Below are 23,134 nucleotides of genomic sequence, written 5' to 3' on the forward strand. Positions count from 1 at the left end.
GCCCGCGGCGGCGTGCCTCAGCCGGCGATCTGCGCGGGCCGCGTGGGCTCGCCGCGGTACCGCGCCCTGTGACCGTCGATCTTGAGCAGCTTCCACATGAGCTTCCCGAAGGGCGTCATGAGGCCCAGTTCGTCGGCGAGGGCACGCATCTCGGCGAAGTAGTCGTTCAGCAAGGCGCGCGCCGTCGGGCCGCGCCAGAAGGCCTCCCGCTTGACCTCACGCGGGACATCGAACCGTTCGAAGAAGGACTTCGGCGGGGTGAAGATCTCCCCGACCAGCCAGCGCATCGCGAGCGGGAAGGCGAAGGCGCAGATCCGCTTCTGCCGCTTCGTCATATCCTGCAGGTGGGCGTGCAGGAACTCGTGGGCGAAGGAGATGTGCCGCGCCTCCTCGGCGACGTGGATCTCCATGGTGCGCAGCACGAGTGGCGGGACCTGGCCACCGTGCCGCATGATCGCCTTCTGGTAGTGGTCGATCGGCTCCTCGCCGCCGAGGATGCCCATGAACAGGATCACGTGGGCGTAGCCGCCGAGCACGCCGATCATCGGCGACGCCCGCCGGAACCACTTCCGCATTCCGGGGACGTCCACGTCGATGCGGTTGACGAGCTCCTGGAACATCTGGATGTGGTTGCACTCCTCCGTCATCTCGTGGAGCGAGTAGCGGAACTCCGGCGAATGATTCGGGAGCTTCATGATGTACTGCATCATTCCGCGGATCAGGATGGACTCGAAGGCCGCGCCCACCTTGATGGTGTTCGCCATGCGCCACTTCCCGATCTCGATGCGGCGCTCCAGCGGCAGGTCGCGGTACCACTGCGTCGCGCCGAGCGAGTCGAGCGTCGGCGGCAGCACCCAGCGCGGGTCGTTCGGGTCGAGCGTCAGCTCCGGCGCGTCCCAGTCGATGTCGAGGAACGGGTCGAACCGGCGGTACACCGATCCCTCCGACAGGTCTTCCAGCACGTCGCGGTAGCCCTGCTCCAGCTCGCGCCGGCTCACACGCCCCAAGATGTCCGCCATGAGAGTCCTCCTTGTGATCGCTATCACGCAATTTAGCAGGACATAGTGACCCGGTAAATAGATCGGCGAGACTCTTGTCGTTACCCCGGTCCCGCGGTCGGCCAAGCCGTGCATCGCGGGTGCGATCCCGCCTGCGCCGACGCGATTCGGCTGTGAACGAGCCCTGCTCCGCGCGTTACGAGTGCGAACATCGTCGCGGCCGTGCATTTCAGACGTGCCCACCCGGGCCACACAGGATCGGGCACGACCACCGGCACACCCCGCGGATTCGCTCAGCGGCCGGGTCCCTTCACGCCGGGCACTGAGCGACACCGCAGATCAGACGCAGCGCCGCGACGTGTGGCGCGAACGCGGACTTCCCGTCGGCGTGAGCTCGCCCCACTGCCGATGGTTTTCGACACGGCGCGTTCGTCGCCGCTGGACAGCCGCTACTGGATGTTCAGCCGCGCCAGCATGTCGCGCGCCTGCTCCGCGACCTGGGGATCGCACAGCACGTCGTACCGGCCGGCGACGAGCTGCATCGTCGACGAGAAATCGCGGGTGCCGCGCGAGGCCCAGTACGGCACCGACGCGCTGATCAGGCCGAAGACCACACCGCCGATGACGCCGGCGATGATCGTCGACACCAGGGCGTCGCCGCTCACGAACAGGCCCACGAGCAGGCCGAGGAACAGGCCCAGCCACGCGCCGGAGGCGGCGCCGGCACTGAGGACGCGGCCCCAGGTCAAGCGGCCGGTGATGCGCTCGACCTGCATCAGGTCGACGCCCACGATGGTCACGTTCTGCACCGGGAACTGCTGGTCCGAGAGGTAGTCGACGGCGCGCTGCGCCTCGGCGTAGGTGCTGTAGGAGCCGATCGGCCAGCCCTTCGGCGGCGTCGGCAGGCCACGTCCGGCGGGCCCTCCCGGCTGGTTCTGCGGCCCGGATCCGGGTAACGGTTGCGACATTCGACGCCCTCCCTCACATGCGATTCGTAACGAAACTACCCTGAAGTCCATGTCGGCTGTCTCCAGAGTATTCGTCGCGCGGCTGTCCGGCCTCCCCGTCGTCGGCCCGGACGGGGAATCCGTCGGCCGCGTCCGCGACGCGGTGCTCGGGCTGCGCGCCGACCGTAAGGCCCCGCGCGTGCTGGGTCTCGCCGTGGAGCTGGCGAACCGCCGCCGCATTTTCGTGCCGATGCTGCGCGTGACCAGCATCGAACCCGCCGCGGTGACCCTCAACACCGGGTCGGTCAGCCTTCGCCGCCTGCACATCCGCCCCGGTGAGGCACTCGCACTGGGCCAGCTCCTCGGCACCAAGGTGCGCGTCGAGGAGCCGGGCGAGCCGTACGACGGGGCCGACGCCACCGTGGTCGACGTCGGGATCGAGCAGACCCGCACCCGCGACTGGGTGGTGCACCGGCTGGCCGTGAAGATCCGCGCGACCGGGTGGAACCGGCGCGGCGGCGTCCAGATCGTGGACCTCCCCCACGTCTCCGGCTTCACCACGACCGCCCTCACCGGCGCCGACCACGACATCGCCGAGGCTCTGACGGTGTTCGAGGACATGCGCGCCACCGACGTCGCGCAGGCCCTGCGCGAGCTGCCGACGCAGCGTCGGCTGTCCATCGCGGCCGCCTTCGACGACGAGCGGCTCGCCGACGTGCTGCAGGAGCTCGGCGACGACGACCAGGCCGAGGTGATCGCACACCTGTCCAAGGCGCGCGCCGCCGACGTGCTCGAGGCGATGGACCCCGACGACGCCGCGGACCTCCTCGGCGAGCTGCCCGACAGCCAGCGCGAGGAGCTGCTCGCGGTGATGGACCCGGAGGACTCGGGCACCGTCCGGCGCCTGCTCACCTTCTCCCCGTACACCGCGGGCGGCATGATGACCCCCGAGCCGATCGTGGTCACTCCGTCGACCACCGTGGCCGAGGCGCTGGCCCGGGCCCGCAACCCCGACATCACCCCGGCGCTGGCCAGCATGGTCTTCGTCGTACGGCCGCCCACCGCCACCCCGACGGGGCGGTACCTGGGCACGGTGCACCTGCAACAGTTGCTGCGCGAGCCCCCGGCCGACCTCGTGGGCGGCATGGTGGACACCGAACTGCCGCGGCTCGGGCCCGACGACCCGCTGGGCGCGGTGACCCGGTACTTCGCGGCGTACAACCTGGTCACCGGTCCGGTGATCGACGCGGAGAACCACCTGCTCGGCGCGGTCTCAGTGGACGACCTGCTCGACCACCTGCTCCCCGAGGACTGGCGAGACGAGGATCAGGACGAGGGCACCGTGGAGGTCAGCGGATGAAGGAACGTTCCCGGCTCGACACCCCGCGACTGAGCCGCAGTTTCCAGCTGAACCTGGGCGACGACATGGTCGGCCAGGGCGCGGAGCGGGTGGCGCGGTTCCTGGGCACCGGCCGCTACCTGGCCATCCAGACCGTGTTCGTGATCATCTGGATCCTGCTCAACGTCCTGTGGTTCACGTTCCACTTCGACCCGTACCCGTTCATCCTGCTCAACCTGGCGTTCTCCACGCAGGCCGCGTACGCCGCGCCGCTCATCCTGCTCGCGCAGAACCGGCAGGAGAGCCGCGACCGCGTCTCGCTCGACGAGGACCGGATGCGCGCCGCGCAGACCAAGGCCGACACGGAGTTCCTGGCCCGCGAGCTGGCGTCGGTCCGCCTGGCCGTGGGCGAGGCGGCGAGCCGCGACTACATGCGCCGCGAGCTCGACGAGGTGCACGAGAAGCTGGATGCGTTGACCGCTCTGCTGCAGTCGATCGAGCGTCGACAGCATCGCCCGGAGGGGAGCTCCGATGCGCCCGACTGACCCCCGCGAGCTGCTGCACCCCGTCCTGCCGCCGGAGACCTACCAGCGCCTCGGGATCGCTCCCCCGCGGCCGCCGCAGCTGTACGGCACGGGCGGCCCCGTCTCCTCCGCGGGCACGCCGTACCTGACGGGGCGCGCCGTGACCGGCGCACCGGCGCAGGTCGCCCCGGCACCGTCCGGCCAGGTCGCGCCGGCACCGTCCGGCGAGGGCGCGCCCGGGTGGGGCGCGACGACCGTGCCCGGCCCGCCGCCCTACGCCCCGGGCGCGCCGGCAGGGCCTCCGACGCGGGACCGGTCGGTGGCGATCGTGCTCGGCGCGACGGTGGCGATCATCGCGATCATCCTCGGCACCACCTGGTACATCCTGGCGAACCGCGGCGGCGCCGACGACGAGCAACGGATCCGCGACGTGATCGCCGCCGAGACCAAGACCCTCAACGATCGGGATCTCGCCGCCTTGATCGGCGTACGCTGCGCCGCCGACGTCCAGATGCTGCGGACCCAGTTCACCTCGCAGACCTTCGCCGCCGAGATCGACACGCTGCTCGGGCCGGACGGGCGCTGGGACGTCATCGTCGGCGAGGTCCGGGTGGACGCCGACGCGGGCAGGGCGGAGGCCGAGGTGACCTCGACGCCGGTGGGCTCGTCGACGGTCGTCTCGCGCTCCCTCACGGACACGACCACCCTCCGGAAGGAATCCGGAGGGTGGAAGGTGTGTATCAGTTCGTCGCGGGTGCGCTAGCCGCTAGTAGCGGTAGTGCTCGGGCTTGTACGGGCCCTCGACGTCGACGCCGATGTACTCGGCCTGCTCCTTGGTGAGCTTGGTCAGCGTGCCACCCAGCGCCTCGACGTGGATCTTCGCGACCTTCTCATCGAGGTGCTTGGGCAGGCGGTAGACCTCGTTGTCGTACTCGTCCGGCTTGGTCCACAGCTCGACCTGCGCGATCACCTGATTGCTGAAGCTGTTGGACATCACGAACGACGGGTGGCCGGTCGCGTTGCCCAGGTTCAGCAGCCGCCCCTCCGACAGCACCACGATCGACTTACCCGTATCACCGAACGTCCACTGATCCACCTGCGGCTTGATGTTCAGGCGCACCGCACCCGACCTCTCCAGCCCCGCCATGTCGATCTCGTTGTCGAAGTGACCGATGTTGCCCAGGATCGCGTGATCCTTCATCGCCTTCATGTGCTCGAGCAGGATGATGTCCTTGTTGCCCGTCGACGTGATCACGATGTCCGCATCACCGATCGCCTGCTCGACAGTCACCACGTCGAAACCGTCCATCAGCGCCTGCAGCGCGTTGATCGGGTCGATCTCGGTGACCTGCACCCGCGCGCCCTGGCCGGCCAGCGACTCGGCGCAGCCCTTACCCACGTCGCCGTAGCCGGTGATGAGGACCTTCTTGCCACCGATCAGCACGTCGGTACCGCGGTTGATGCCGTCGATCAGGCTGTGGCGGGTGCCGTACTTGTTGTCGAACTTGCTCTTGGTGACCGAATCGTTGACGTTGATCGCCGGGAACGCCAACTCACCCGCGGCCGCGAACTGATACAGCCGCAGCACACCGGTGGTGGTCTCCTCGGTCACGCCCTTCACCGACTCCGCGATCGTGCTCCACTTGGTGGCGTCCTTGGCCAGCGACTCACGCAGCAGGGCCAGGAACACCTGGTACTCGGCGCTATCGGCGTCCTCGTCGGTGGGCGGGACGACGCCGGCGGCCTCGAACTGCGCGCCGCGCAGCACGAGCATGGTGGCGTCGCCGCCGTCGTCGAGGATCATGTTGGCGGGCTCGCCCGGCCAGGTGAGCATCTGCTCGGCCGCCCACCAGTACTCCTCCAGGGTCTCGCCCTTCCACGCGAAGACGGGCACGCCCTGCGGCGCCTCGACGGTGCCGTGCGGGCCGACGACGACGGCCGCGGCGGCCTCGTCCTGGGTGGAGAAGATGTTGCAGGAGGCCCAGCGGACCTCGGCGCCGAGCTCCACGAGGGTCTCGATGAGCACCGCGGTCTGCACCGTCATATGCAACGAACCCGAGATCCGCGCACCCTGCAGCGGCTTGACGTCGGCGTACTCGCGACGCAACGCCATCAGACCCGGCATCTCATGCTCAGCCAGGCTCAGCTGCTTGCGGCCCGCCTCCGCGAGAGAGAGGTCAGCGACCTTGAAGTCGATTCCATTCGCCGTATCGGCGGTCAGCGTAGAAGTCACGCTCCCCAGGCTATCGCTCCAGGTGTCCGACGGTCCCGCCGACCGTTGCAGTTGCGCGCGGAGCGTCGGGTTTCCGACGGTCCGCGGCCGGAGCAGGTGCTCCGGCCGCGGTACTCGTGCCTGCGTGCGGGGGCCCGCCGATCAGTCGGCCAGCGGCTCGACGACCTCGCCGCGCTCGCGCTTGCCGAGGATCGAGTTGTTCTTCGAGTACAGGAAGTAGACGACGACGCCGATCGCCATCCAGATGAGGAACCGGACCCAGGTCTCGATCGTCAGGTTGAACATCAGCCAGCTGCAGGCGATGACCGAGAGGATCGGCACCAGCGGCACCAGCGGGGCGGTGAAGCCGCGCTTGAGGTCAGGGCGCTGCTTGCGCAGCACGATGACGCCGATGGACACCAGAACGAAGGCGAAGAGCGTGCCGATGTTGATCAGCATGGTCAGTTCCTTCAGCGGGAAGATCCCGGCCAGGATGGCGACGACGACGCCGACGCCGATCGAGATCCGCACCGGCACGCCGCGGGCGGAGGTCTTGGCGAGCGGGCGCGGCAGCAGGCCGTCGCGCGCCATGGCGAAGAGCACGCGGTTCTGGCCCATGAGCAGCACCATGACCACCGTGGTGAGGCCTGCGAGCGCGCCGATGGAGATGACGGTCGCGGCCCAGTCGACACCGTTGAGCGAGAAGGCGTAGGCGAGGTTCTTCTCGCCGCCGTCTCCGGCCTTCGTCGCGAGGTCCTTGTAGCTCGCCATGCCGGTGACCACCACGGTGACGGCGATGTACAGCACGGTGACGATCGCGAGCGAGCCCAGGATGCCGCGCGGCACGTCGCGCTGCGGCTTCACCGTCTCCTCGGCGGAGGTCGCCACGATGTCGAAGCCGATGAAGGCGAAGAAGACGATGCCGGCACCGGCGAGCACGCCGAACCACCCGTACGACGAGCCGCTACCGAAGATCGCCTGGAACAGCGTGGAGTCCCACGTGACCCCGGCCTTCTCACCCGGCACCGACGCGGGGACGAACGGCGAGTAGTTCGCGCCCTTGATGTAGAAGGCGCCGACGATGATGACCAGCAGCACCACGGCGACCTTGATCGCGGTGATCACGGCGGACACCCGCGAGGAGACCTTCGCGCCGAACGTGAGCAGCACCGTCAGCACCGCGACGATGAGCATGGCGCCCCAGTCGATCGTGTGTCCCGCGATCTGGACCGCCGCGGGCCCGGTGCCGAAGACCGTTCCGAGGTAGCTCGACCATCCGCTCGCGACCGCGGCCGCGGCGATGGAGAACTCCAGCACCAGGTCCCAGCCGATGATCCACGCGGCGAACTCGCCGAACGTGGCATACGAGAAGGTGTAGGCCGAGCCGGCCACGGGCACCGTCGACGCGAACTCCGCGTAACAGAGGGCCGCCAGGCCGCACGCGATCGCGGCGATGAGGAACGAGACGGACACCGCTGGTCCGGAGTAGTCGCCGGCGGTCGACGCGCCGATCGTGAAGATGCCGGCACCGACGACCACGGCGACGCCGAAGATCGTGAGGTCCCAGGCGGTCAGCTGCTTCTTGAGTCGGGTACCGACCACCTCGGTGTCGGCGATCGACTGTTCCACCGATTTGGTACGCAGCAGTGGGTTGGCCATGCGTGCTCCTGTGTCGTCTCGGGTGTGACGACTCATCAAACACCACAGCCTCACGGCCGCGCGGCATTTCGGCCGGAGTGGGCACCGCCGTCCGCCCGCGCGGGCGCAACAAGTTACCCGCCGGTGTTACTCGTTGGTAAGTGAAAAGTGTTGGCGTACCGGCAAGTAACACTTACCGTCGGCCTATGACCAAGACTTTCGCGCACACCACCGATCAGACCGTCGTCCAGCTCCTCAGCATCGTCGAGGGTGGAGACGATGTGCTGCTCACGCGCGACGGCAAGCCGTTCGCCGTGCTCAGCAAGGCCCAGCCGGAGACGGTCGCCGTAGCGAACATGCAGACCTTCGACATCCCCGAGACGTTCTACGAGAACCTCGGCGGCTGCTGACCCGTTCGGTGGCCTAGTGCCCGCCCACCAGCGTCCGGAAGAACTCCGCCGCAGGTGAGTGGGCCGTCACCACGGCGCCCGGGTCCGCGGCGGCCATCCACAGGCCGCTGCCCGCCGGCACGTCGATCGTCCGGCCCGCACTGCGCACCGTCACCGTCCCGTCGGTGACGACCAGCAGTTGCGGGCCGCGTGCGTCCAGCTCCACCGACGCGGCGCGCTTGAGGGCGGTCCCGTCGAGCCGCACCCGCGAGACCCGGAACTCCGGCGCGGGCGTCGAGAAGACGACCTCCGGGCCCACCGTCGCGGTGCGGGGCGCCAGATCCGAGGGCGCGCGGGGCGTGAAGTCCAGCACTCGCAGCAGCTCCGGCACGTCGACGTGCTTCGGCGTGAGCCCGCCGCGCAGCACGTTGTCGGAGTTCGCCATGACCTCGACGGCCGCGCCGCTCACGTAGGCGTGCAGATTGCCGGCCGAGAGGTAGAGCGCCTGCCCCGGTTCGAGCACGATCCGGTTGAGCAGCAGCGACGCCAGCACACCGGCGTCGTCGGGGTAGCGCTCCCCCAGCGTCAGCGCGAGTTGGACCTCGCCCTTGAACCTCTCCGCACCGCCCTCCAAGTACCGGACGCAGCCGGCGAGCACCGCCGGCACCAGCACCGCGAGCGCGGGCTGCGGCAGCGTGATCCAGGTCGTGACCAGCGCGCGCAGGCCCAGCGAATCCGGCTGCCCGGCGAGCAGGCCCAGGTAGCTGTCCAGCTCCGGCACCGCCAGCGCGCGCAGCAGTTCGACGGTGACCGCCGGGTCGCGGAAGCCGGCGAGGGCCTCGAACCGGCTCAGGGCGATGACGACCTCGGGCTTGTGCGCGGCGTCGCGGTAGTTGCGTTCCGGGGCGTCCAGTGGGATGCCCGCGGCGTTCTCGCGGGCGAAGCCCTCCGCGGCCTGCTCACTCGACGGGTGCGCCTGCAAGGAGAGCGGCTCGTCGGCCGCGAGCACCTTCGCCAGGTAGGGCAGGCGGTCGCCGAACTGGGCGCGGCAGGGCGCGCCCAGCTGACCGTCCGGGTCGGAGCTGATGAGGGACAGCAGGTCTCCGCCGGTCGCGGCGTCAGCGGCGTACAGCTTGGCCGGATCGGCGGGGTGCGCGCCGAACCACAGCTCGGCCTCCGGATGGTTCGACGGCACGGGTCGTCCCTGCATCGTCGCCAGGACCGTGCGCGAGCCCCAGGCGTACGGCCGGATGATCCCCTCGATCCGCTGCATCACGCCTCCCCCGTCAAGCGCCGGTACACCGACGCGAGATCGAACCGTACCGCCAGTGCCAGGAGGTCCCGCGCGTCCGAGCGCGGTCCCGTCTCCGCCGGAGCGCGCTCGGCGCCCTCGTCGACGGGCAGCGACGCCACGTCCGGCAGGGCGCGCAGGCGCGCCTCCACCAGAGGAGCGCTCTGCTCCGTGGTCAGGACCAGGACCCGCAGCGGGGACTGGGCCGCCGGACCGTCGAGGAACGGATCGTGGAACAGCGGATCCGCCGCGGCACCGGTCTCCAGCGCCCCGCCGGACGGCGCCGCCGCCAGCTCGGGCGTGGCCAGTTCGACGTCGGCGAGCCCGACCGCGGCGACGACCTGCCCGCCCAGCGTGAGCGCCTGCGACGCCGCGTGTTCCGCGATGGCGAGGCCGGGCGCGGTGTCGGCGGTGAGCGCGATCCGCCGGCCCGTCATGCGGGCGGCGAGGCGCTTGGCGGGATTCGACGCGACGTCCCGGTCGGGCGCGCCGCGCACCGCCTCGTCGTCGAGCGTCTCGGCGAGAGTGTGCAGGAAGCCCTCGCCGGGCGCGTCCCCGCGGTCGGTGCCGGCGATCCGGCCGAGGACGGCGAGCAGCGCGGCGGCGACGCCGACGAAGCCGAACCGCTCGGGCACGCGCAGGCGGGGCGAGAGGTCGACGGTGCGGCCCGCGGCCGCCTCGGCGACGGGGCCCTCCATCGGGACGGCGACCACGACGACGGCACCGCGGCGCGCGGCGGTGGCGATGGCGCGGGCAAGCACGAGATCGCCCGCGTCGAAGCCGCAGACCACGACCACGTCGAGCGCGCCCACCCAGGGCGGCAGCTCGGTGGAGCGGACGAGGGGGACGTCGAACCGACCGGCGGTGAGGGCCTCGACGAAGCCCGCGGCGGCGGCCGCGGGGCCGGCGCCGCAGACCACGACCACGGCCCGTGGGGTCAGGTCGTCGAGCTGGGCGAGCGCGCCCTCGTCGACGGCGGTGGCGACCGCGCGTACCTGCGCGCCCGCGAGCGCGGCGGCGCGCAGGTGGCCGCCCACGTCGGCCGCGATCAGACCAGCCGGATCATCGAGATCAGTGACCTGCGGCCCGCTCTCTCCGCCCCCGGCGCCGATCATCTCGGTCACGGCTTCCTCCCGTCCCATCGGCGCTGCGGTCCGCCGGCGCCGTCACGGCCGCCGGAGCGCACTGCACGATCAGGCACGTACGATCGCCAAGATCCGCTCGGTCAATGCGCCTACCTCGTCCGCAGTCGCGGCCTCGACGTTCAGCCGGAGCAGCGGCTCGGTGTTGGAAGCGCGCAGGTTGAACCAGGCGCCCGATGCCAACTGTACCGTCACCCCGTCCAGTTCATCGGTGCTCTGGATTTCGTCTGCGAAAGCATCGAGTACGGCGCGGGTGCGCTCGCCCTGGTCCGCCACCGTCGAGTTGATCTCGCCCGACGCGGCGTACCGCTCGTACCCGCGCATCAGCTCGGAGAGGGGCTTGCTCTGCTCACCCAGCGCGGCCAGCACGTGCATCGCGGCCAGCATGCCGGAGTCGGCACCCCAGAACTCGCGGAAGTAGTAGTGGGCCGAGTGCTCACCGCCGAAGACGGCGCCGGTCTCGGCCATCTGCGCCTTGATGAAGGAGTGGCCGACGCGGGTACGGACGGGGGTGCCGCCGTTCTCGACGATGATCTCGGGCACCGCCTTGGACGTGATCAGGTTGTGGATCACGGTGGCTCCCGGGTTCTTCGCGAGCTCGCGCTCGGCGACCAACGCCGTCACCGCGGAGGGGGAGACGGGCTCGCCCTTCTCGTCGACGACGAAGCAGCGGTCCGCGTCGCCGTCGAAGGCGAGGCCCACGTCGGCGCCCTGCTCGACGACGAACTTCTGCAGGTCGACCAGGTTCTTCGGGTCGAGCGGGTTGGCCTCGTGGTTCGGGAAGTTGCCGTCCAGCTCGAAGAACAGCGGCCGCACGTCGAGCGCCTCGACGGGGCCGAGGACCGAGGGCACGGTGAAGCCGCCCATGCCGTTGCCGGCGTCCACCGCCACCCGCAGCGGGCGCGAGCCCGACAGGTCGACGAGCCCCCGGAGGTACTCGCCGTACTCGTCGAGCACGTCCCGCTCGGACACCCGGCCGGGGGCACCGTCGTACGACGGGACGCCCTCGGCCACCTGCACCGTGATCTGCTGCAGGCCGCTCTCCTGCCCGACCGGCTTGGCGCCGGCGCGGCAGAGCTTGATGCCGTTGTAGGCGGCCGGGTTGTGCGACGCCGTGAACATGGCGCCCGGGCGGTCGAGGAGTCCGGAGGCGAAGTACAGCTCGTCGGTGGAGGCGAGGCCGATGAGGGTGACGTTCACGCCCTGCGCGGTCACCCCCTCGGCGAAGGCCGCGGACAGCGAGGGCGAGGAGTCGCGCATGTCGTGGCCGACGACCGCGTCGGTGGCGCCCTCACCGCGGATGAGCGCACCGAACGCGGCGCCCACGTCGCGGACGAAGTCCTCGTCGATCTGCTCCCCGACCAGGCCGCGCACGTCGTACGCCTTGATGACAGCCTGCACCGACTCCAGCGCTCGAACCACGCTCGACGACCTCCTGTGAACGGCAGACACGGACCGGCGGGCCCGTGCGGGAGCCCCAACACTAGCGGCAAACGGGGCGTGGACCGGCATCCGGCGCGGGGGCATGACGGCTTCTCGGGCGACTCTCAGTCGACCGGGTCGGGCAGCACCCGCAGGTGGCCGCGGCGACCGGGCCGGGCGGCGTGCTTGGGTGCCGATCCGCCGGACTGAGCGGAAGGCGTGGCGCCGGGGCCGCCGAGACCGTCGTGGACCGGGCGCATCGCGCCGATCGGCGGCAGGGAGCGCAGGGGCGCATCGGCGGGCTCGGACGTGTGGCGCCCCTGCTCGCGGACCGCGCGCTCGTGGACGGTGTCGGCGAGTGCGGTGAGGTCGTCGTCGAGGGCGGCGTTGCCGACGGAGGCGGCGCTGTACGCCGGCAGGTTGCGGAGCATCTCCCAGCCGCGCGGCGCGGTCATGCGGGTGGCGTGGAACTCGCAGAGGTCCCAGGAGTGGGGCTCGCTCGTGGTTCCCAGGGGACCCAGCACCGCGATCGACTGGCGGTAGTCGAACGTCAGCGTCGCCACGGCGTAGTTCCTGCAGCCGGGACGGCAGCACTGACGGACGGAGTTCACAGCAAGAAGGTTAACCCCTGGTTCGGGTGGCGTGCCCCCGACACACCGGACGGCGCCGTGCGACGGCCGCGCGGGGCGGTTCCGCCTAGACTGAGAGCACGATGAGAAGCAGGAGACGGACGCCCGAGGGCGGCGCGCAGATGCGGCGGCGCGTGGCGCGGGACCGCCGTGGCCACGGGATGCGCGGCCCGCTGGTGCCCCGCGACCTCCCGGCGCACCGGACGCGGTCACAGGACTTCGACGAGGCGGTACTCGACGCGTTCGCGGAGATCGACTCGCTGTGGCACGACAAGCTGAGCGACCTGGACATCGCCGTCGACGACGTGCCGGGGATCCTGCCGCACGATCCGGACGCGGTGTCGTGGCCCGTCGAAGTGGAGGCCGACGGCCCTATTCCGTTGGCGCGCATGGTGCCCGTGGGGATCGACCGGCGCGGCAATCGCACGCGCGCGCGACTGATCCTGTTCCGCCGGCCGCTGCAACGTCGCGCGAAGACGGAGGCGGATCTGCTCGATGAGATCCTCGCGATCCTGGTCCACCAGATCAGCGACTATCTCGGCGTGACCGAGGAGACCCTGATCGCCGGCCCGGACGCGCTCTGAACACGGACGGATCCGTCGTGCGCGTCGCTGCGCGAACAGCGGGCACAACGCGAGGAACGATCAGACGATGCCGCGCTTGAGCTTGCGGCGCTCGCGCTCGGACAGACCGCCCCAGATGCCGAAACGCTCGTCCTTCTGGAGGGCGTACTCGAGGCACTCGTTGCGCACCTCGCAGCCCAGGCAGATGCGCTTGGCCTCGCGGGTGGAGCCGCCCTTTTCGGGGAAGAACGCCTCGGGGTCCGTCTGCGAGCACAGCGCGCGGTCCTGCCACTGATCCTCGACGGCCTCGTAGAGTTCCTCGAATCCCGCGGGCACGACACTCAGGTGCGCGCGGCTGGACCCACCGGAGAAGCTTCCGAACGGTTCACGATGAGCGTCGATCGTCATCGGCCCGCCTCCCTCGTTGCTTTCGTGGTGTTCGATGGTCTTTCGGTCTGCATGCCCCGCGCCGACCCAAGATCGCGGCACTGAATGACACGGTTGTGATTACACACGTGCAAAGCTGCCACGTCAAGCTGAACCGGGAAATCAGCCAATACCACCTGGATGCCCGAATGCGAGCCCTCGACACGTGGTTGAGATGTGATCCGCGTCATATTTCACACGCCCCCGCCGACGCGCCACCGAGGCGCGCCGCGCCCTCGATCATGCCAGGACGATCGGTGTTCGCGCGACCTTCTCAGCGGCCGATACCCGTCGCGAGGGCGCTCGCCCCGCGCGCATTACCCTCGAAACCGTGAAGGTGACGGTGCTGGTGGGCGGTGTCGGCGGTGCGCGGTTCCTCGAGGGCGCACGGGAGCGTTTCGGGGTGACGCCGTTCCCGGACAGGGACGACCACCCGTCCGACGGCGCCGTCGGCGACGCCGTGACCGCGGTGGTGAACGTGGGCGACGACGCGTGGATGCACGGCGTGCGGATCTGCCCCGACCTGGACACCTGCATGTACACCCTCGGCGGGGGCATCGACACCCAGCGGGGGTGGGGGCACCGCGACGAGACCTGGCACGCCAAGGAGGAGCTCGCGAAGTACGGCGCCGATCCCGACTGGTTCGGCCTCGGCGATCGCGACCTCGCGACCCACCTGATCCGCACGCAGATGCTCTCGTCCGGATACCCGCTCACCGACGTCACCGCGGCGCTGTGCAACCGCTGGCAGCCGGGGGTGCGGCTGCTGCCCGCGACCGACGGCCGGCACGAGACGCACGTCGTGGTCGCGGACCCCGAGTCCACCGACGGAGCGAAGAAGGCCATCCACTTCCAGGAGTGGTGGGTGCGGTACCGCGCCGACATCGAGACCTTCGGCTTCGCCCAGGTCGGCGGCGCGGACGGTGCCGGCTCCGGCAAGGCGCAGGCGTCGCGGGCCGCGATCGCCGCCATCGAGGAGGCCGACGTGGTCTTCCTCGCCCCGTCGAACCCGGTGGTCTCCATCGGCGCGATCCTGTCGGTGGGCGGGATCCGCGCGGCGCTGCGCACGACGAAGGCCCGGGTCGTCGGCATCTCCCCCGTGATCGGCGGAGCACCGCTGCGCGGCATGGCGGACCGCTGCCTGGAGGTGCTCGGCATCGAGACCAGCGCGCAGGCGATCGGCGCGCACTTCGGCGCCCGCAGCGGCAACGGCATCCTCGACGGCTGGCTCGTCGCGGAGGAGGACGCGGGCGTCGCGATCGACGGCCTAGCCGTCGCCGCGGTGCCGCTGCTCATGAGCTCGCCGCGGGCCACCGCGGCGATGATCGACGCGGCCCTCGAGCTGGTGGGCCTGTGAGTACGCCGGCGCACGGCGACGCGGACGATCCCGGCATCGTCGGCCCGGAGCGGTCCGCGCCGCGCCCCGACCGCGACCACGGCGCCGCGTCGCTCGAGATCCTCCCCGTGGTCGGCGTCCCCGAGGTGTTGCCGGGCGACGACGTGGCCGCGCTCCTCGCCGCCGCCGCACCCTGGCTCGCGGACGGCGACGTCGTCGTCATCACCTCGAAGGTCTTCTCCAAGGCGGAGGGCCGGGTGCTCGACGCACCGACGGACCCCGAGGAGCGGGACGCCTTCCGACGCCGGCTCATCGCCGAGGAGTCGGTGCGCGTGCTGGCGACCAAGGGCCGCACCTGGATCACCGAGAATCCCCTGGGCATCGTGCAGGCCGCGTCCGGCGTGGACGCGTCGAACGTCGCCTCGGACACCGTCGCCCTGCTGCCCCGGGATCCCGACGGCAGCGCCGCCGCCGTGCGCTCCGGGCTGCGCGAGCGCCTCGGCGTGGACGTCGCGGTGCTGGTCACCGACACCATGGGCCGCGCGTGGCGGAACGGTCAGACGGACGCGGCGATCGGCGCCGCCGGCATGCAGGTGCTGCACGGCTACGCGGGCGCGGTCGACGCCTACGGCAACGACCTGGTGGTCACCGAGATCGCCGTCGCCGATGAACTCGCCGCCGCCGCCGACCTGGTGAAGGGCAAGCTGGGCGGTGTTCCCGCCGCGGTGGTGCGCGGCTTCACCGTGCGCGCGCCCGAGGCGGGGTCGCCGCTCGCGACGGCCCGCGGCCTGGTGCGCCCGGGCGAGGACGACCTGTTCCACACCGGTGTCGAGCTCGCCCGCCGGCAGGCGCTCCTCGTGCGGCGATCGGTGCGCGCCTTCGCCGACGAGCCGGTGCCCGCCGACGACGTCCGTGACGCCGTCGCGGAGGCCCTGACGGCCCCAGCACCGCACCACACGCACCCCGTGCGGTTCGTGTGGGTCCGGGACGCGGAGCGGCGTACGGCATTGCTGGACGCCATGAAGGAGCAGTGGGCGCAGGACCTCTCCGGCGACGGGCGCACGCCCGAGTCCATCGCCAAGCGGGTGCGCCGCGGCCAACTGCTCTACGACGCCCCCGAGCTGATCCTCCCGTTCATGGTCCCCGACGGCGCCCACGACTACCCGGACGCCCGGCGGACCGCCGCCGAGGAGACGATGTTCACCGTGGCCGTCGGGGCAGCGGTGCAGTCGCTGCTGGTGGCGCTGGCCGTGCGCGGGATCGGCAGTTGCTGGGTGGGATCGACGATCTTCGCGGCCGAGAACGTGCGCGAGGCGCTGGGCCTCCCCGACGACTACCGCCCCGCGGGCGCGATCGCCGTCGGCTACCCGGCGGACCCGGGCGCGCTGTCCGCACCCCGGCCACCGCTCCCGCCGGGCGACATGCTGATCGAAAGGTAGCCCGCGCATGACTTTCTCCTCCCTGCACGCCTCCGCCGTCGACGTGCTCGCGCGGTTCGACGCCCGCACCGACGCCGACGACGCCCTGCGCCACACCGTGCTCGCCTTCCTCGACGCCCAACCCGACGCCTGCGCCCGCTCCAACGTGCCGGGCCACATCACGGCGTCGGTGGTGATCCTCAACGAAGCCCGCACCCACGTGGTCCTCACCCACCACCCGCGGGTCGGCGAGTGGCTGCAGCTGGGCGGGCACTGCGAGGGCACCGATGCGACGGTGGCCGCCGCCGCGCTCCGCGAAGGGCACGAGGAGTCCGGGCTGGCCGACCTCGTCCTCGACGCGGACCTGCTCACGCTGCATACGCACCCCATCCGGTGCTCCCTCGGCGTCGCGACGCGCCACCTGGACCTCCGCTTCCGCGCCTTCGCCGTGGGCGCCGGCACGCCGGAGCTCGCGATCAGCGACGAGTCGAACGACCTCCGCTGGTGGCCCGTCGACGCGCTCCCCGAGTCCGCCGAGCACACCACCGTGGCCCACCAGGTGCGCGCCGCCCTCGCCCGGGATTGATCCTCGCCCCTGCCCATCCACGACGGCCGCGCCCCACGGCCCATCACGACGCCTCTCCGATCCGTGCGGCCCGCAACCTCGCGAGCGCCTCGTCTCTCCGCTCGCGCCATCGACGCAGGGCCTCCTCGTAGAGCTCGTCGGGGTGGTGGGCGTGGTTCACCCGAGCGGGCCCGTCACCACGCCGCCAGACGGTGCGCCCCGCGTACCGGCTCCCCGGAGGCGCGGCGATCGTCTCCCAACCCGCCTCCGCGCCCGGCGGTCCGACACTGTGGTGGTCGCCGCTGCAGGCGAGCGTGAGGTTGTCGATGTCGGTGGCTCCGCCGCCTGCCCATTCGTCGCGGTGGTGCACCTCGCAGTAGGCCGGAGCGCTGTCGCATCCCGGTGCGGTGCAACCTCGTTCGGCGCCGACCAGAGCAAGCCGCTGGTCCGCCGTTGCGAGCCGCCGGGATCGTCCGAGCCACAGGGGCCGCGAGTGCGCGTCCAACAGGAGGACGTAGTACGGGTGCGTTCGCAGGATCTCCACGGCGTCCGCCACGGAGACCGACCCGCCCGTCGCGGTCGTCGCGACCCCGACCTCTGCCTCGACCTGCTCCAGGGTCATCGTCACGATCGGGACAGCAGGGAGACCGCGGTGCGCGCCCGTGAGTCCCGCATCCAGCACGCTCGCGAGGGCAGTGCACAGCGCGTCGTGCCGCCGCTGCGACGCCGATCGGTCGTCCCGTTCGGCCGCCGCGGCCATCGCTGCGGCGTCACCGCCCTCACCCAGGAGCCGATCGTCGCCGTCCGCCGGGTTGTTGATTCCGGGGCGCGCCCACTTCGCGAAGACCGCGTCGAGCATGGCGCGCACGGGCGCGGTGACGACGCCGCCGATCTCGCTGGTGAGGTCGTCCGCGTTCTGCGGTCCGAGGTCGATGCCGCGCTGGGCGCGGGCCCGGCGATCGTCGGGCTCCTCGCCCTGCGCGTCGAGCAGGGACATGGCGTACCGCCCGGCCGCCCACAGCGCGTGCGGCTGCTCATCGAGCGCGGCGTCCGCGAGGATCGACTCCATCAGCGACAGCACCTCGGCGTCGGCACCCGCGCGCGCCGCCTTCGAGAGCACCTTCTCGATCTCGGCCAGCTGCCCCTCGGACACCGCGCCCGCACGCTGATGCTCGGCGAGCAGCGGGTACCGCGGCTCGCTGACGGCGCCGCTGAGCTGCTGCCGCGCCGCCCGGTTCTGCACACCACGCACCCGCGCCGCCGCCTCGCCGCCGGTGAGCCGGTAGCGACGCTGGAGCAGCACCTTGAGGTTGGCGTATCCGCACCGCCCCGGCACTCCCGCGGCGTTCGCCGCCGCGGCGACCGCGACCTGCACCGCGGAGAGCCTCCGCGCGACGGTCTCGATCCGCCCCAACGCGTCGGTCAGCTCCGCCGGCCCGAGCCGCGCCGGGTCCTCGGCGAGCACGCGTGCGACCGCGTGTTCGAGTTCCCCCACCGCCTCGCCGTACCCGCCAATAGTGCTGTTCATCCATCACTCACCTCCCCAGGTGGACGACTCCCATCCTATCCTCGAAATTCGCTCACAAGGTCACAATCACATAACTTTCGAACATTGATCGAACACGTCTCGCCACGAACCATCACCCGCGCCTTTTCTGAGAGGTATTGCGTCGACATCTATCGATCCGTACGCTCCGAACAATCCGTCCGGCGCACCGTCGGACTGCGCGGGCCCGCCCGCGCCGACCACGACGAGGTGGCACACGATGTTGGCGTACGAACGATTCGGATCGGGCGAGCCGCTGGTCCTGGTACACGGGATCGCACACCGCCGTCAGGCCTGGTACCCCGTGGCCGAACGGCTCGCGCAGCACCGCGAGGTCATCCTCCTCGACCTTCCCGGTCACGGCGAGTCCCCCGCGCTCGACCTCGCGGGACGGACGGTCCCGGAGGCCCTGCAGCAGCACCTGGAGGAGCTGTTCGACGAGTTGGGGCTGGTCCGGCCGCACATCGCCGGAAACTCCCTGGGCGGACGCATCGCGCTCGAGGCGGCGGCCAGCGGCATCGTCAGCAGCGCGACAGGACTCTCCCCCGCCGGCTTCTGGCACGACGACAGGGACTTCCTGCTGATCCGCGCTCACTTCACCGCACTGATCGCCGCGGGCCGGCTGGCGGCACCGCTCGCGCCGCTACTCACGCGCAACGGCATCGGCCGGCGCCTGATGCTCGCGTCACTGATGACGCACGGCGAGCGCCTCGCCGCCGACCGCGTGCTCGGTGACCTCCGGAACATGGTCGAGGCGCGGCACGCCCTCCGCGACATCATCGGCGTCGCGTTCCCGTTCGAGGCCGAGATCGCCGCCGACATCCCCGTCACCATCGCGTGGGGCACGCAGGACCGCGTCCTCTTCCCGTACCAGGCCCGGCGCGCGCGGCGCCTGCTGCCGCAGGCCGAGCACGTCTGGCTTCCCGGCAGCGGTCACGTCCCCATGTCCGACGATGCCGACGCCGTCGTCGACGTCATCCTGCGCGGCTCCTCGCACGGACTCCTCGCCCGCGCCGACGACGCGGCCTGACGACCGTTCGGAGTCCCCGCCCCGAGCGCCTCAGCCGATCCGGATGCCCTTGCCGACGGTGACGACACCACCGGCGGAGACGTTGAGCCGTTCGCGCTCGCGGTCGAGGTTCACGCCCAGGATCTCTCCGCGCCCCACCACGACGTTCTTGTCCAGGATCGCGCGACGCACCACGGCGCCCGGTTCGATCCTCACGCCGGGCATGAGCACGGAGCCCTCGACCGTCGCGCCGTCGCCGATGGTGACGTTGGCGCCGATGACGGAGTTGCGCACGGTCGCGCCGGAGATGATGCTGCCGGCGCCCACCATGGACTCCTGCGCGAGTCCGCCGCGCGCGAACTTCGCCGGGGGCAGGTTCTCGTTCTCGCAGCGGATGGGCCACTGGCGGTTGTAGAGGTTGAAGATCGGGTGCACCGAGACGAGGTCCATGTGGGCGTCGTAGAAGGCGTCGATGGTGCCCACGTCGCGCCAGTAGCCGGCATCGCGCTCGGTGGCGCCGGGCACCTCGTTGTCACTGAAGTCGTAGACGGCGGCCTCGCCCCGGGCCACGAACGCGGGGATGATGTCGCCGCCCATGTCGTGATCCGAGTCCGGGTTCTCGGCGTCGGCGATGATCGCCTCGACGAGGGCCTGTCTGCTGAAGACGTAGTTGCCCATCGACGCGAAGGCGACCTCGGGGTCGTCGGGGGTGCCGGGCGGGTCCGCCGGCTTCTCCAGGAACTGCGTGATGCGGCCGGACTCGTCGGACTCGATGCAGCCGAAGGCCTTCGCCTCGGCGCGCGGCACGCGGATGCCCGCGACGGTGACGCCCGCGCCGGACTCGATGTGCGCCTGCACCATCTGCGACGGGTCCATGCGGTACACGTGGTCCGCGCCGAAGACCACGATGTGGTCGGGATCGTCGTCGGTGATGAGGTTCATCGACTGGAAGATCGCGTCCGCACTCCCCGTGAACCAGCGCTTGCCCACCCGCTGCTGCGCCGGCACGGGGGTGATGTACTCGCCGCGGAAGCCGAACATGCGCCACGTCTGGCTGATGTGCCGGTCCAGCGAGTGCGACTTGTACTGGGTGAGCACGCACAATCGTTGATACCCGGCGTTCACCAGGTTCGACAGCACGAAGTCGATGAGTCGGTACGACCCGCCGAAGGGCACCGCGGGCTTCGCGCGATCCGCGGTCAGCGGATACAGGCGCTTGCCCTCGCCGCCGGCGAGGACGATTCCCAGGACTCGAGGCTGGTTGCTCACGGGTCCACGCTAACCCCAATCCGGGCGCCCGTGCAGCGCTCTGCGCCAGTGCACGCCGATCCACCGCCATGCACAGGCGTCCGGGCGGAGAACCACAGGTGAACCGCACCGCTCGGGCTGCCTCGAACCTTCTGCGTGCAGCCCCGGCACGCTCTAGCGTGGTGGCCATGCGCGTAGCGATGATGACGAGGGAGTACCCGCCGGAGGTGTACGGCGGGGCGGGCGTCCACGTGACCGAGCTCGTCGCGCGCCTGCGCAGCCTGTGCGAGGTCGACGTGCACTGCATGGGCGCGCCCCGGCCGGACATGGACGGCGTCACCGTCTCCGGTCCGGATCCTGAGCTCGCCGGCGCGAACACCGCGCTCGAGATGTTCTCCACGGACCTGCGGATGGCGAACCTCGCCGCCGAGGCCGACGTGGTGCATAGCCACACCTGGTACACGGGCCTCGCCGGGCACGTCGCCGCTCAGCTCTACGGCGTGCCGCACATCCTCACCGCGCACTCCCTCGAGCCGCATCGCCCGTGGAAGGCCGAGCAGTTGGGCGGTGGCTACCGGCTCTCGAGTTGGGCGGAGCGCAATGCCGTGGAGTACGCGGATGCCGTGATCGCCGTCAGCCGGGGCATGGCGAGCGACGTGCTCGACGCCTACCCGAACCTCGATCCAGCGCGGGTTCACGTGGTGCTCAACGGCATCGACTCCGAGGTCTGGCACCCGGCTCCCACCTTCGGCGAGGACTCGCCGCTCGTGGAGCGCCACATCGACCCGGATCGCCCGATCGTCGCCTTCGTCGGCCGGATCACCCGGCAGAAGGGCGTCAAACACCTCATCGCTGCCGCGCACCGGTTCGATCCGGACATCCAGCTCGTGCTGTGCGCCGGCGCCCCGGACACCCCCGAGATCGCCGCGGAGACGGCCGACGCCGTCGCCGCGCTGGCCGAGTCCCGGGACGGCGTGCACTGGGTGCAGGACATGCTGCCCACGCCGAAGGTCCGCGAGATCCTCAGCGCCGCGACGGTCTTCGTCTGCCCTTCGGTGTACGAGCCGCTCGGCATCGTCAACCTCGAGGCCATGGCGTGCGGCACCGCCGTCGTCGCCTCCGACGTCGGCGGCATCCCCGAGGTTGTCGTGGACGGCGAGACCGGCACGCTGGTGCACTACGACGAGGCGCACACCGGCGCCTTCGAGGCGGGCCTCGCCGACGCCGTGAACGCCCTGTGCGCGGATCCGGCGCGCGCCGCCGCGTACGGCGCGGCCGGTCGCGCGCGGGCCGTCGCCGACTTCAGCTGGGCGTCCATCGCCGCGCAGACGCTGGACGTCTACCGGCACGCGATCGCCGCGCGGGGCTGACCGGGCCCGGCCGCTACCGCGCCGCGTAGACGCTGACGGTCCCCGAGGCCGTCACCGCGGCGGTGCCGTCCGCGGTGAGGCGGGCGATCGCGGCGGCGCGTTCCTGCGGTGCGCCGTGGTGCGCGCTGGGCCCCATCGCGACGAGATCGGCGGCGGCCTCGGCGGTGAGGTCGATGACCCACTCGTGCCTCTCGCGGGAGACGAGCGAGAAGTCGTGCAGCGCACCGTCGAGCCTGGCGACCTTGCCCTCCTCGACGGAGATCATCCCGAGCGGTTCGACGATCTCGCGCAGGTGCCGCGGCCCGGGCGTGAGCACCACCAGCCGGCCGCCGGGCGCGAGGACGCGGGCGAACTCGGCGGCGTTGCGGGGCGCGAAGACCGAGAGCACCGCGGCGACGGCACCGTCGGCGACCGGCAGCCTCGCCCAGCCGTTCGCGACGACGGCGCCGATCAACGGCCCCCGCCGGGCGGTGCGCCGGGCGGCGGGCTTCGAGAGGTCGAGCCCGATGCCGGTGCCGCCGAGCCCGTCCACGGCGCGGGCCGCGCAGGCGCGCGCGAGGTACTCGCCCTCCCCCGCGCCGCAGTCGAGGACGGTGCCCGGGGGCGCCCCGGCGGCGGCGGCGGCCACCGCGGCGTGGAATTCCTCGTAGTGGCCCGTTGCGAAGAACCGCTCCCGCGCAGCGATCATCGCGGCGTCGTCCGCGATGAGGCCGCTCGCGTCGCCGGCGAGCAGCGACACGTAGCCCTGGCGGGCCACGTCGAAGGCGTGCCCGGCGGGGCACAGGAGCGTGCCGGCGTCGGCGTCGAATCCTCCGCCGCAGTGCGGACAGGCCAGCGCGGGCAGGACGGCGGTCAGGCCGGGCGGAACGTGCACCATGGGATCCCCTGGGAACGAGAAGATCCCGCACGGTCACACCGCGCGGGATCTTCGAGGTAGAGCAGGACGACGGGCTACGACGTGACGCCGCGCAGCTCCTCGCCGAGCGCAGCGGCCTCGTCCGGCGTGAGCTCCACTACGAGGCGTCCACCACCCTCCAGGGGTACGCGCATCACGATCCCGCGCCCCTCCTTGGTCGCTTCCAAGGGGCCGTCCCCCGTACGTGGCTTCATAGCCGCCATCCG

Annotated in this window: 23 protein-coding genes; 10 read left to right on the plus strand and 13 right to left on the minus strand. The window is 71.3% G+C overall.

The window, feature by feature from the left end; translation table 11 throughout:
* Window positions 1-17: 17 nt before the first annotated feature.
* Entirely contained in the window at window positions 18-1,019 is a 1,002-nt protein-coding gene (locus tag FK529_RS16650) for an AurF N-oxygenase family protein (protein WP_146563283.1), read from the minus strand.
* Between the two features lie 428 nt (window positions 1,020-1,447).
* A complete protein-coding gene (locus FK529_RS16655; RefSeq protein ID WP_146563285.1) occupies window positions 1,448-1,966 on the minus strand; it encodes a YflT domain-containing protein in 519 nt (172 codons plus the stop codon).
* Window positions 1,967-2,015: 49 nt separating this feature from the next.
* Here FK529_RS16655 and FK529_RS16660 point away from each other — a divergent pair, with 49 nt between their 5' ends.
* Genes FK529_RS16660 through FK529_RS16670 form a run of 3 tightly spaced genes read left to right on the plus strand, consistent with a single transcriptional unit; the run spans window position 2,016 to window position 4,571 of the window.
* On the plus strand, window positions 2,016-3,305 hold the full coding sequence (locus tag FK529_RS16660; RefSeq protein ID WP_146563287.1) for a magnesium transporter MgtE N-terminal domain-containing protein: 1,290 nt from the start codon (window positions 2,016-2,018) through the stop codon (window positions 3,303-3,305).
* Window positions 3,302-3,829 carry a DUF1003 domain-containing protein gene (locus FK529_RS16665; RefSeq protein WP_146563289.1) on the plus strand — a complete coding sequence of 176 codons (528 nt, stop codon included), beginning with the start codon at window positions 3,302-3,304 and terminating at the stop codon, window positions 3,827-3,829. The genes FK529_RS16660 and FK529_RS16665 overlap by 4 nt, the downstream gene beginning before the upstream one ends.
* Window positions 3,816-4,571 (plus strand): Rv0361 family membrane protein, encoded by a 756-nt coding sequence (locus FK529_RS16670; protein WP_146563292.1) that lies wholly within the window; start codon window positions 3,816-3,818, stop codon window positions 4,569-4,571. Before FK529_RS16665 ends, FK529_RS16670 begins: the two co-directional genes overlap by 14 nt.
* Before the next feature lie 3 nt (window positions 4,572-4,574).
* Here FK529_RS16670 and ahcY read toward each other — a convergent pair whose 3' ends face one another.
* Window positions 4,575-6,050, minus strand: coding sequence for an adenosylhomocysteinase (gene ahcY, locus FK529_RS16675; protein WP_166436432.1), 1,476 nt, complete (start codon window positions 6,048-6,050; stop codon window positions 4,575-4,577).
* Between the two features lie 132 nt (window positions 6,051-6,182).
* On the minus strand, window positions 6,183-7,679 hold the full coding sequence (locus FK529_RS16680; RefSeq protein ID WP_146563294.1) for an amino acid permease: 1,497 nt from the start codon (window positions 7,677-7,679) through the stop codon (window positions 6,183-6,185).
* Window positions 7,680-7,864: 185 nt separating this feature from the next.
* Between FK529_RS16680 and FK529_RS16685 the strand changes: the two genes are divergently transcribed.
* A complete protein-coding gene (locus tag FK529_RS16685; protein WP_146563296.1) occupies window positions 7,865-8,068 on the plus strand; it encodes a hypothetical protein in 204 nt (67 codons plus the stop codon).
* Between the two features lie 13 nt (window positions 8,069-8,081).
* Here the strand turns inward: FK529_RS16685 and manA are convergent, their stop codons facing one another.
* The 4 genes from manA to FK529_RS16705 all read right to left on the minus strand — a co-directional run bounded on the left by manA (window position 8,082) and on the right by FK529_RS16705 (window position 12,513).
* Complete coding sequence (gene manA, locus FK529_RS16690; RefSeq protein ID WP_146563416.1) at window positions 8,082-9,320, minus strand: mannose-6-phosphate isomerase, class I; 1,239 nt, start codon at window positions 9,318-9,320, stop codon at window positions 8,082-8,084.
* Window positions 9,320-10,462 (minus strand): tobH protein, encoded by a 1,143-nt coding sequence (locus FK529_RS16695; RefSeq protein ID WP_146563298.1) that lies wholly within the window; start codon window positions 10,460-10,462, stop codon window positions 9,320-9,322. The genes manA and FK529_RS16695 overlap by 1 nt, the downstream gene beginning before the upstream one ends.
* Window positions 10,463-10,531: 69 nt before the next feature.
* Entirely contained in the window at window positions 10,532-11,902 is a 1,371-nt protein-coding gene (locus tag FK529_RS16700) for a phosphomannomutase/phosphoglucomutase (protein ID WP_146563300.1), read from the minus strand.
* Between the two features lie 125 nt (window positions 11,903-12,027).
* On the minus strand, window positions 12,028-12,513 hold the full coding sequence (locus tag FK529_RS16705; RefSeq protein WP_146563302.1) for a DUF3499 domain-containing protein: 486 nt from the start codon (window positions 12,511-12,513) through the stop codon (window positions 12,028-12,030).
* 101 nt (window positions 12,514-12,614) lie between these two features.
* Here FK529_RS16705 and FK529_RS16710 point away from each other — a divergent pair, with 101 nt between their 5' ends.
* Window positions 12,615-13,115 carry a metallopeptidase family protein gene (locus FK529_RS16710; protein WP_146563304.1) on the plus strand — a complete coding sequence of 167 codons (501 nt, stop codon included), beginning with the start codon at window positions 12,615-12,617 and terminating at the stop codon, window positions 13,113-13,115.
* A 60-nt stretch (window positions 13,116-13,175) separates the two neighbouring features.
* Here FK529_RS16710 and FK529_RS16715 read toward each other — a convergent pair whose 3' ends face one another.
* Entirely contained in the window at window positions 13,176-13,502 is a 327-nt protein-coding gene (locus FK529_RS16715; RefSeq protein ID WP_146563306.1) for a WhiB family transcriptional regulator, read from the minus strand.
* 349 nt (window positions 13,503-13,851) lie between these two features.
* Between FK529_RS16715 and cofD the strand changes: the two genes are divergently transcribed.
* Genes cofD through FK529_RS16730 form a run of 3 tightly spaced genes read left to right on the plus strand, consistent with a single transcriptional unit; the run spans window position 13,852 to window position 16,860 of the window.
* Window positions 13,852-14,877, plus strand: coding sequence for a 2-phospho-L-lactate transferase (gene cofD, locus FK529_RS16720; protein WP_146563308.1), 1,026 nt, complete (start codon window positions 13,852-13,854; stop codon window positions 14,875-14,877).
* A gap of 35 nt (window positions 14,878-14,912) precedes the next feature.
* Window positions 14,913-16,295 carry a coenzyme F420-0:L-glutamate ligase gene (locus FK529_RS16725; RefSeq protein WP_146563418.1) on the plus strand — a complete coding sequence of 461 codons (1,383 nt, stop codon included), beginning with the start codon at window positions 14,913-14,915 and terminating at the stop codon, window positions 16,293-16,295.
* Between the two features lie 7 nt (window positions 16,296-16,302).
* Entirely contained in the window at window positions 16,303-16,860 is a 558-nt protein-coding gene (locus FK529_RS16730) for an NUDIX hydrolase (protein ID WP_146563310.1), read from the plus strand.
* Window positions 16,861-16,903: 43 nt separating this feature from the next.
* Here FK529_RS16730 and FK529_RS16735 read toward each other — a convergent pair whose 3' ends face one another.
* The gene (locus FK529_RS16735) at window positions 16,904-18,367 is read right to left on the minus strand and encodes an HNH endonuclease signature motif containing protein (RefSeq protein WP_146563312.1); all 1,464 of its coding nucleotides are present in this window, start codon (window positions 18,365-18,367) and stop codon (window positions 16,904-16,906) included.
* Window positions 18,368-18,605: 238 nt separating this feature from the next.
* On the opposite strand from FK529_RS16735, the gene FK529_RS16740 reads away from it, so the two are divergent.
* Entirely contained in the window at window positions 18,606-19,415 is an 810-nt protein-coding gene (locus tag FK529_RS16740) for an alpha/beta fold hydrolase (RefSeq protein WP_146563314.1), read from the plus strand.
* 30 nt (window positions 19,416-19,445) lie between these two features.
* On the opposite strand, the gene glgC is transcribed toward FK529_RS16740, so the two are convergent.
* Window positions 19,446-20,663, minus strand: coding sequence for a glucose-1-phosphate adenylyltransferase (gene glgC, locus FK529_RS16745; RefSeq protein WP_146563316.1), 1,218 nt, complete (start codon window positions 20,661-20,663; stop codon window positions 19,446-19,448).
* A 167-nt stretch (window positions 20,664-20,830) separates the two neighbouring features.
* On the opposite strand from glgC, the gene glgA reads away from it, so the two are divergent.
* The gene (glgA, locus tag FK529_RS16750) at window positions 20,831-22,012 is read left to right on the plus strand and encodes a glycogen synthase (RefSeq protein ID WP_146563318.1); all 1,182 of its coding nucleotides are present in this window, start codon (window positions 20,831-20,833) and stop codon (window positions 22,010-22,012) included.
* A 13-nt stretch (window positions 22,013-22,025) separates the two neighbouring features.
* Here the strand turns inward: glgA and FK529_RS16755 are convergent, their stop codons facing one another.
* Both FK529_RS16755 and FK529_RS16760 read right to left on the minus strand, forming a co-directional pair.
* On the minus strand, window positions 22,026-22,889 hold the full coding sequence (locus FK529_RS16755) for a putative RNA methyltransferase (RefSeq protein ID WP_146563320.1): 864 nt from the start codon (window positions 22,887-22,889) through the stop codon (window positions 22,026-22,028).
* A 74-nt stretch (window positions 22,890-22,963) separates the two neighbouring features.
* On the minus strand, window positions 22,964-23,131 hold the full coding sequence (locus FK529_RS16760; RefSeq protein WP_068532479.1) for a DUF3117 domain-containing protein: 168 nt from the start codon (window positions 23,129-23,131) through the stop codon (window positions 22,964-22,966).
* Between the last annotated feature and the right edge of the window lie 3 nt (window positions 23,132-23,134).

The organism is Tsukamurella asaccharolytica, assembly GCF_007858435.1.
Lineage (GTDB): Bacteria > Actinomycetota > Actinomycetes > Mycobacteriales > Mycobacteriaceae > Tsukamurella > Tsukamurella asaccharolytica.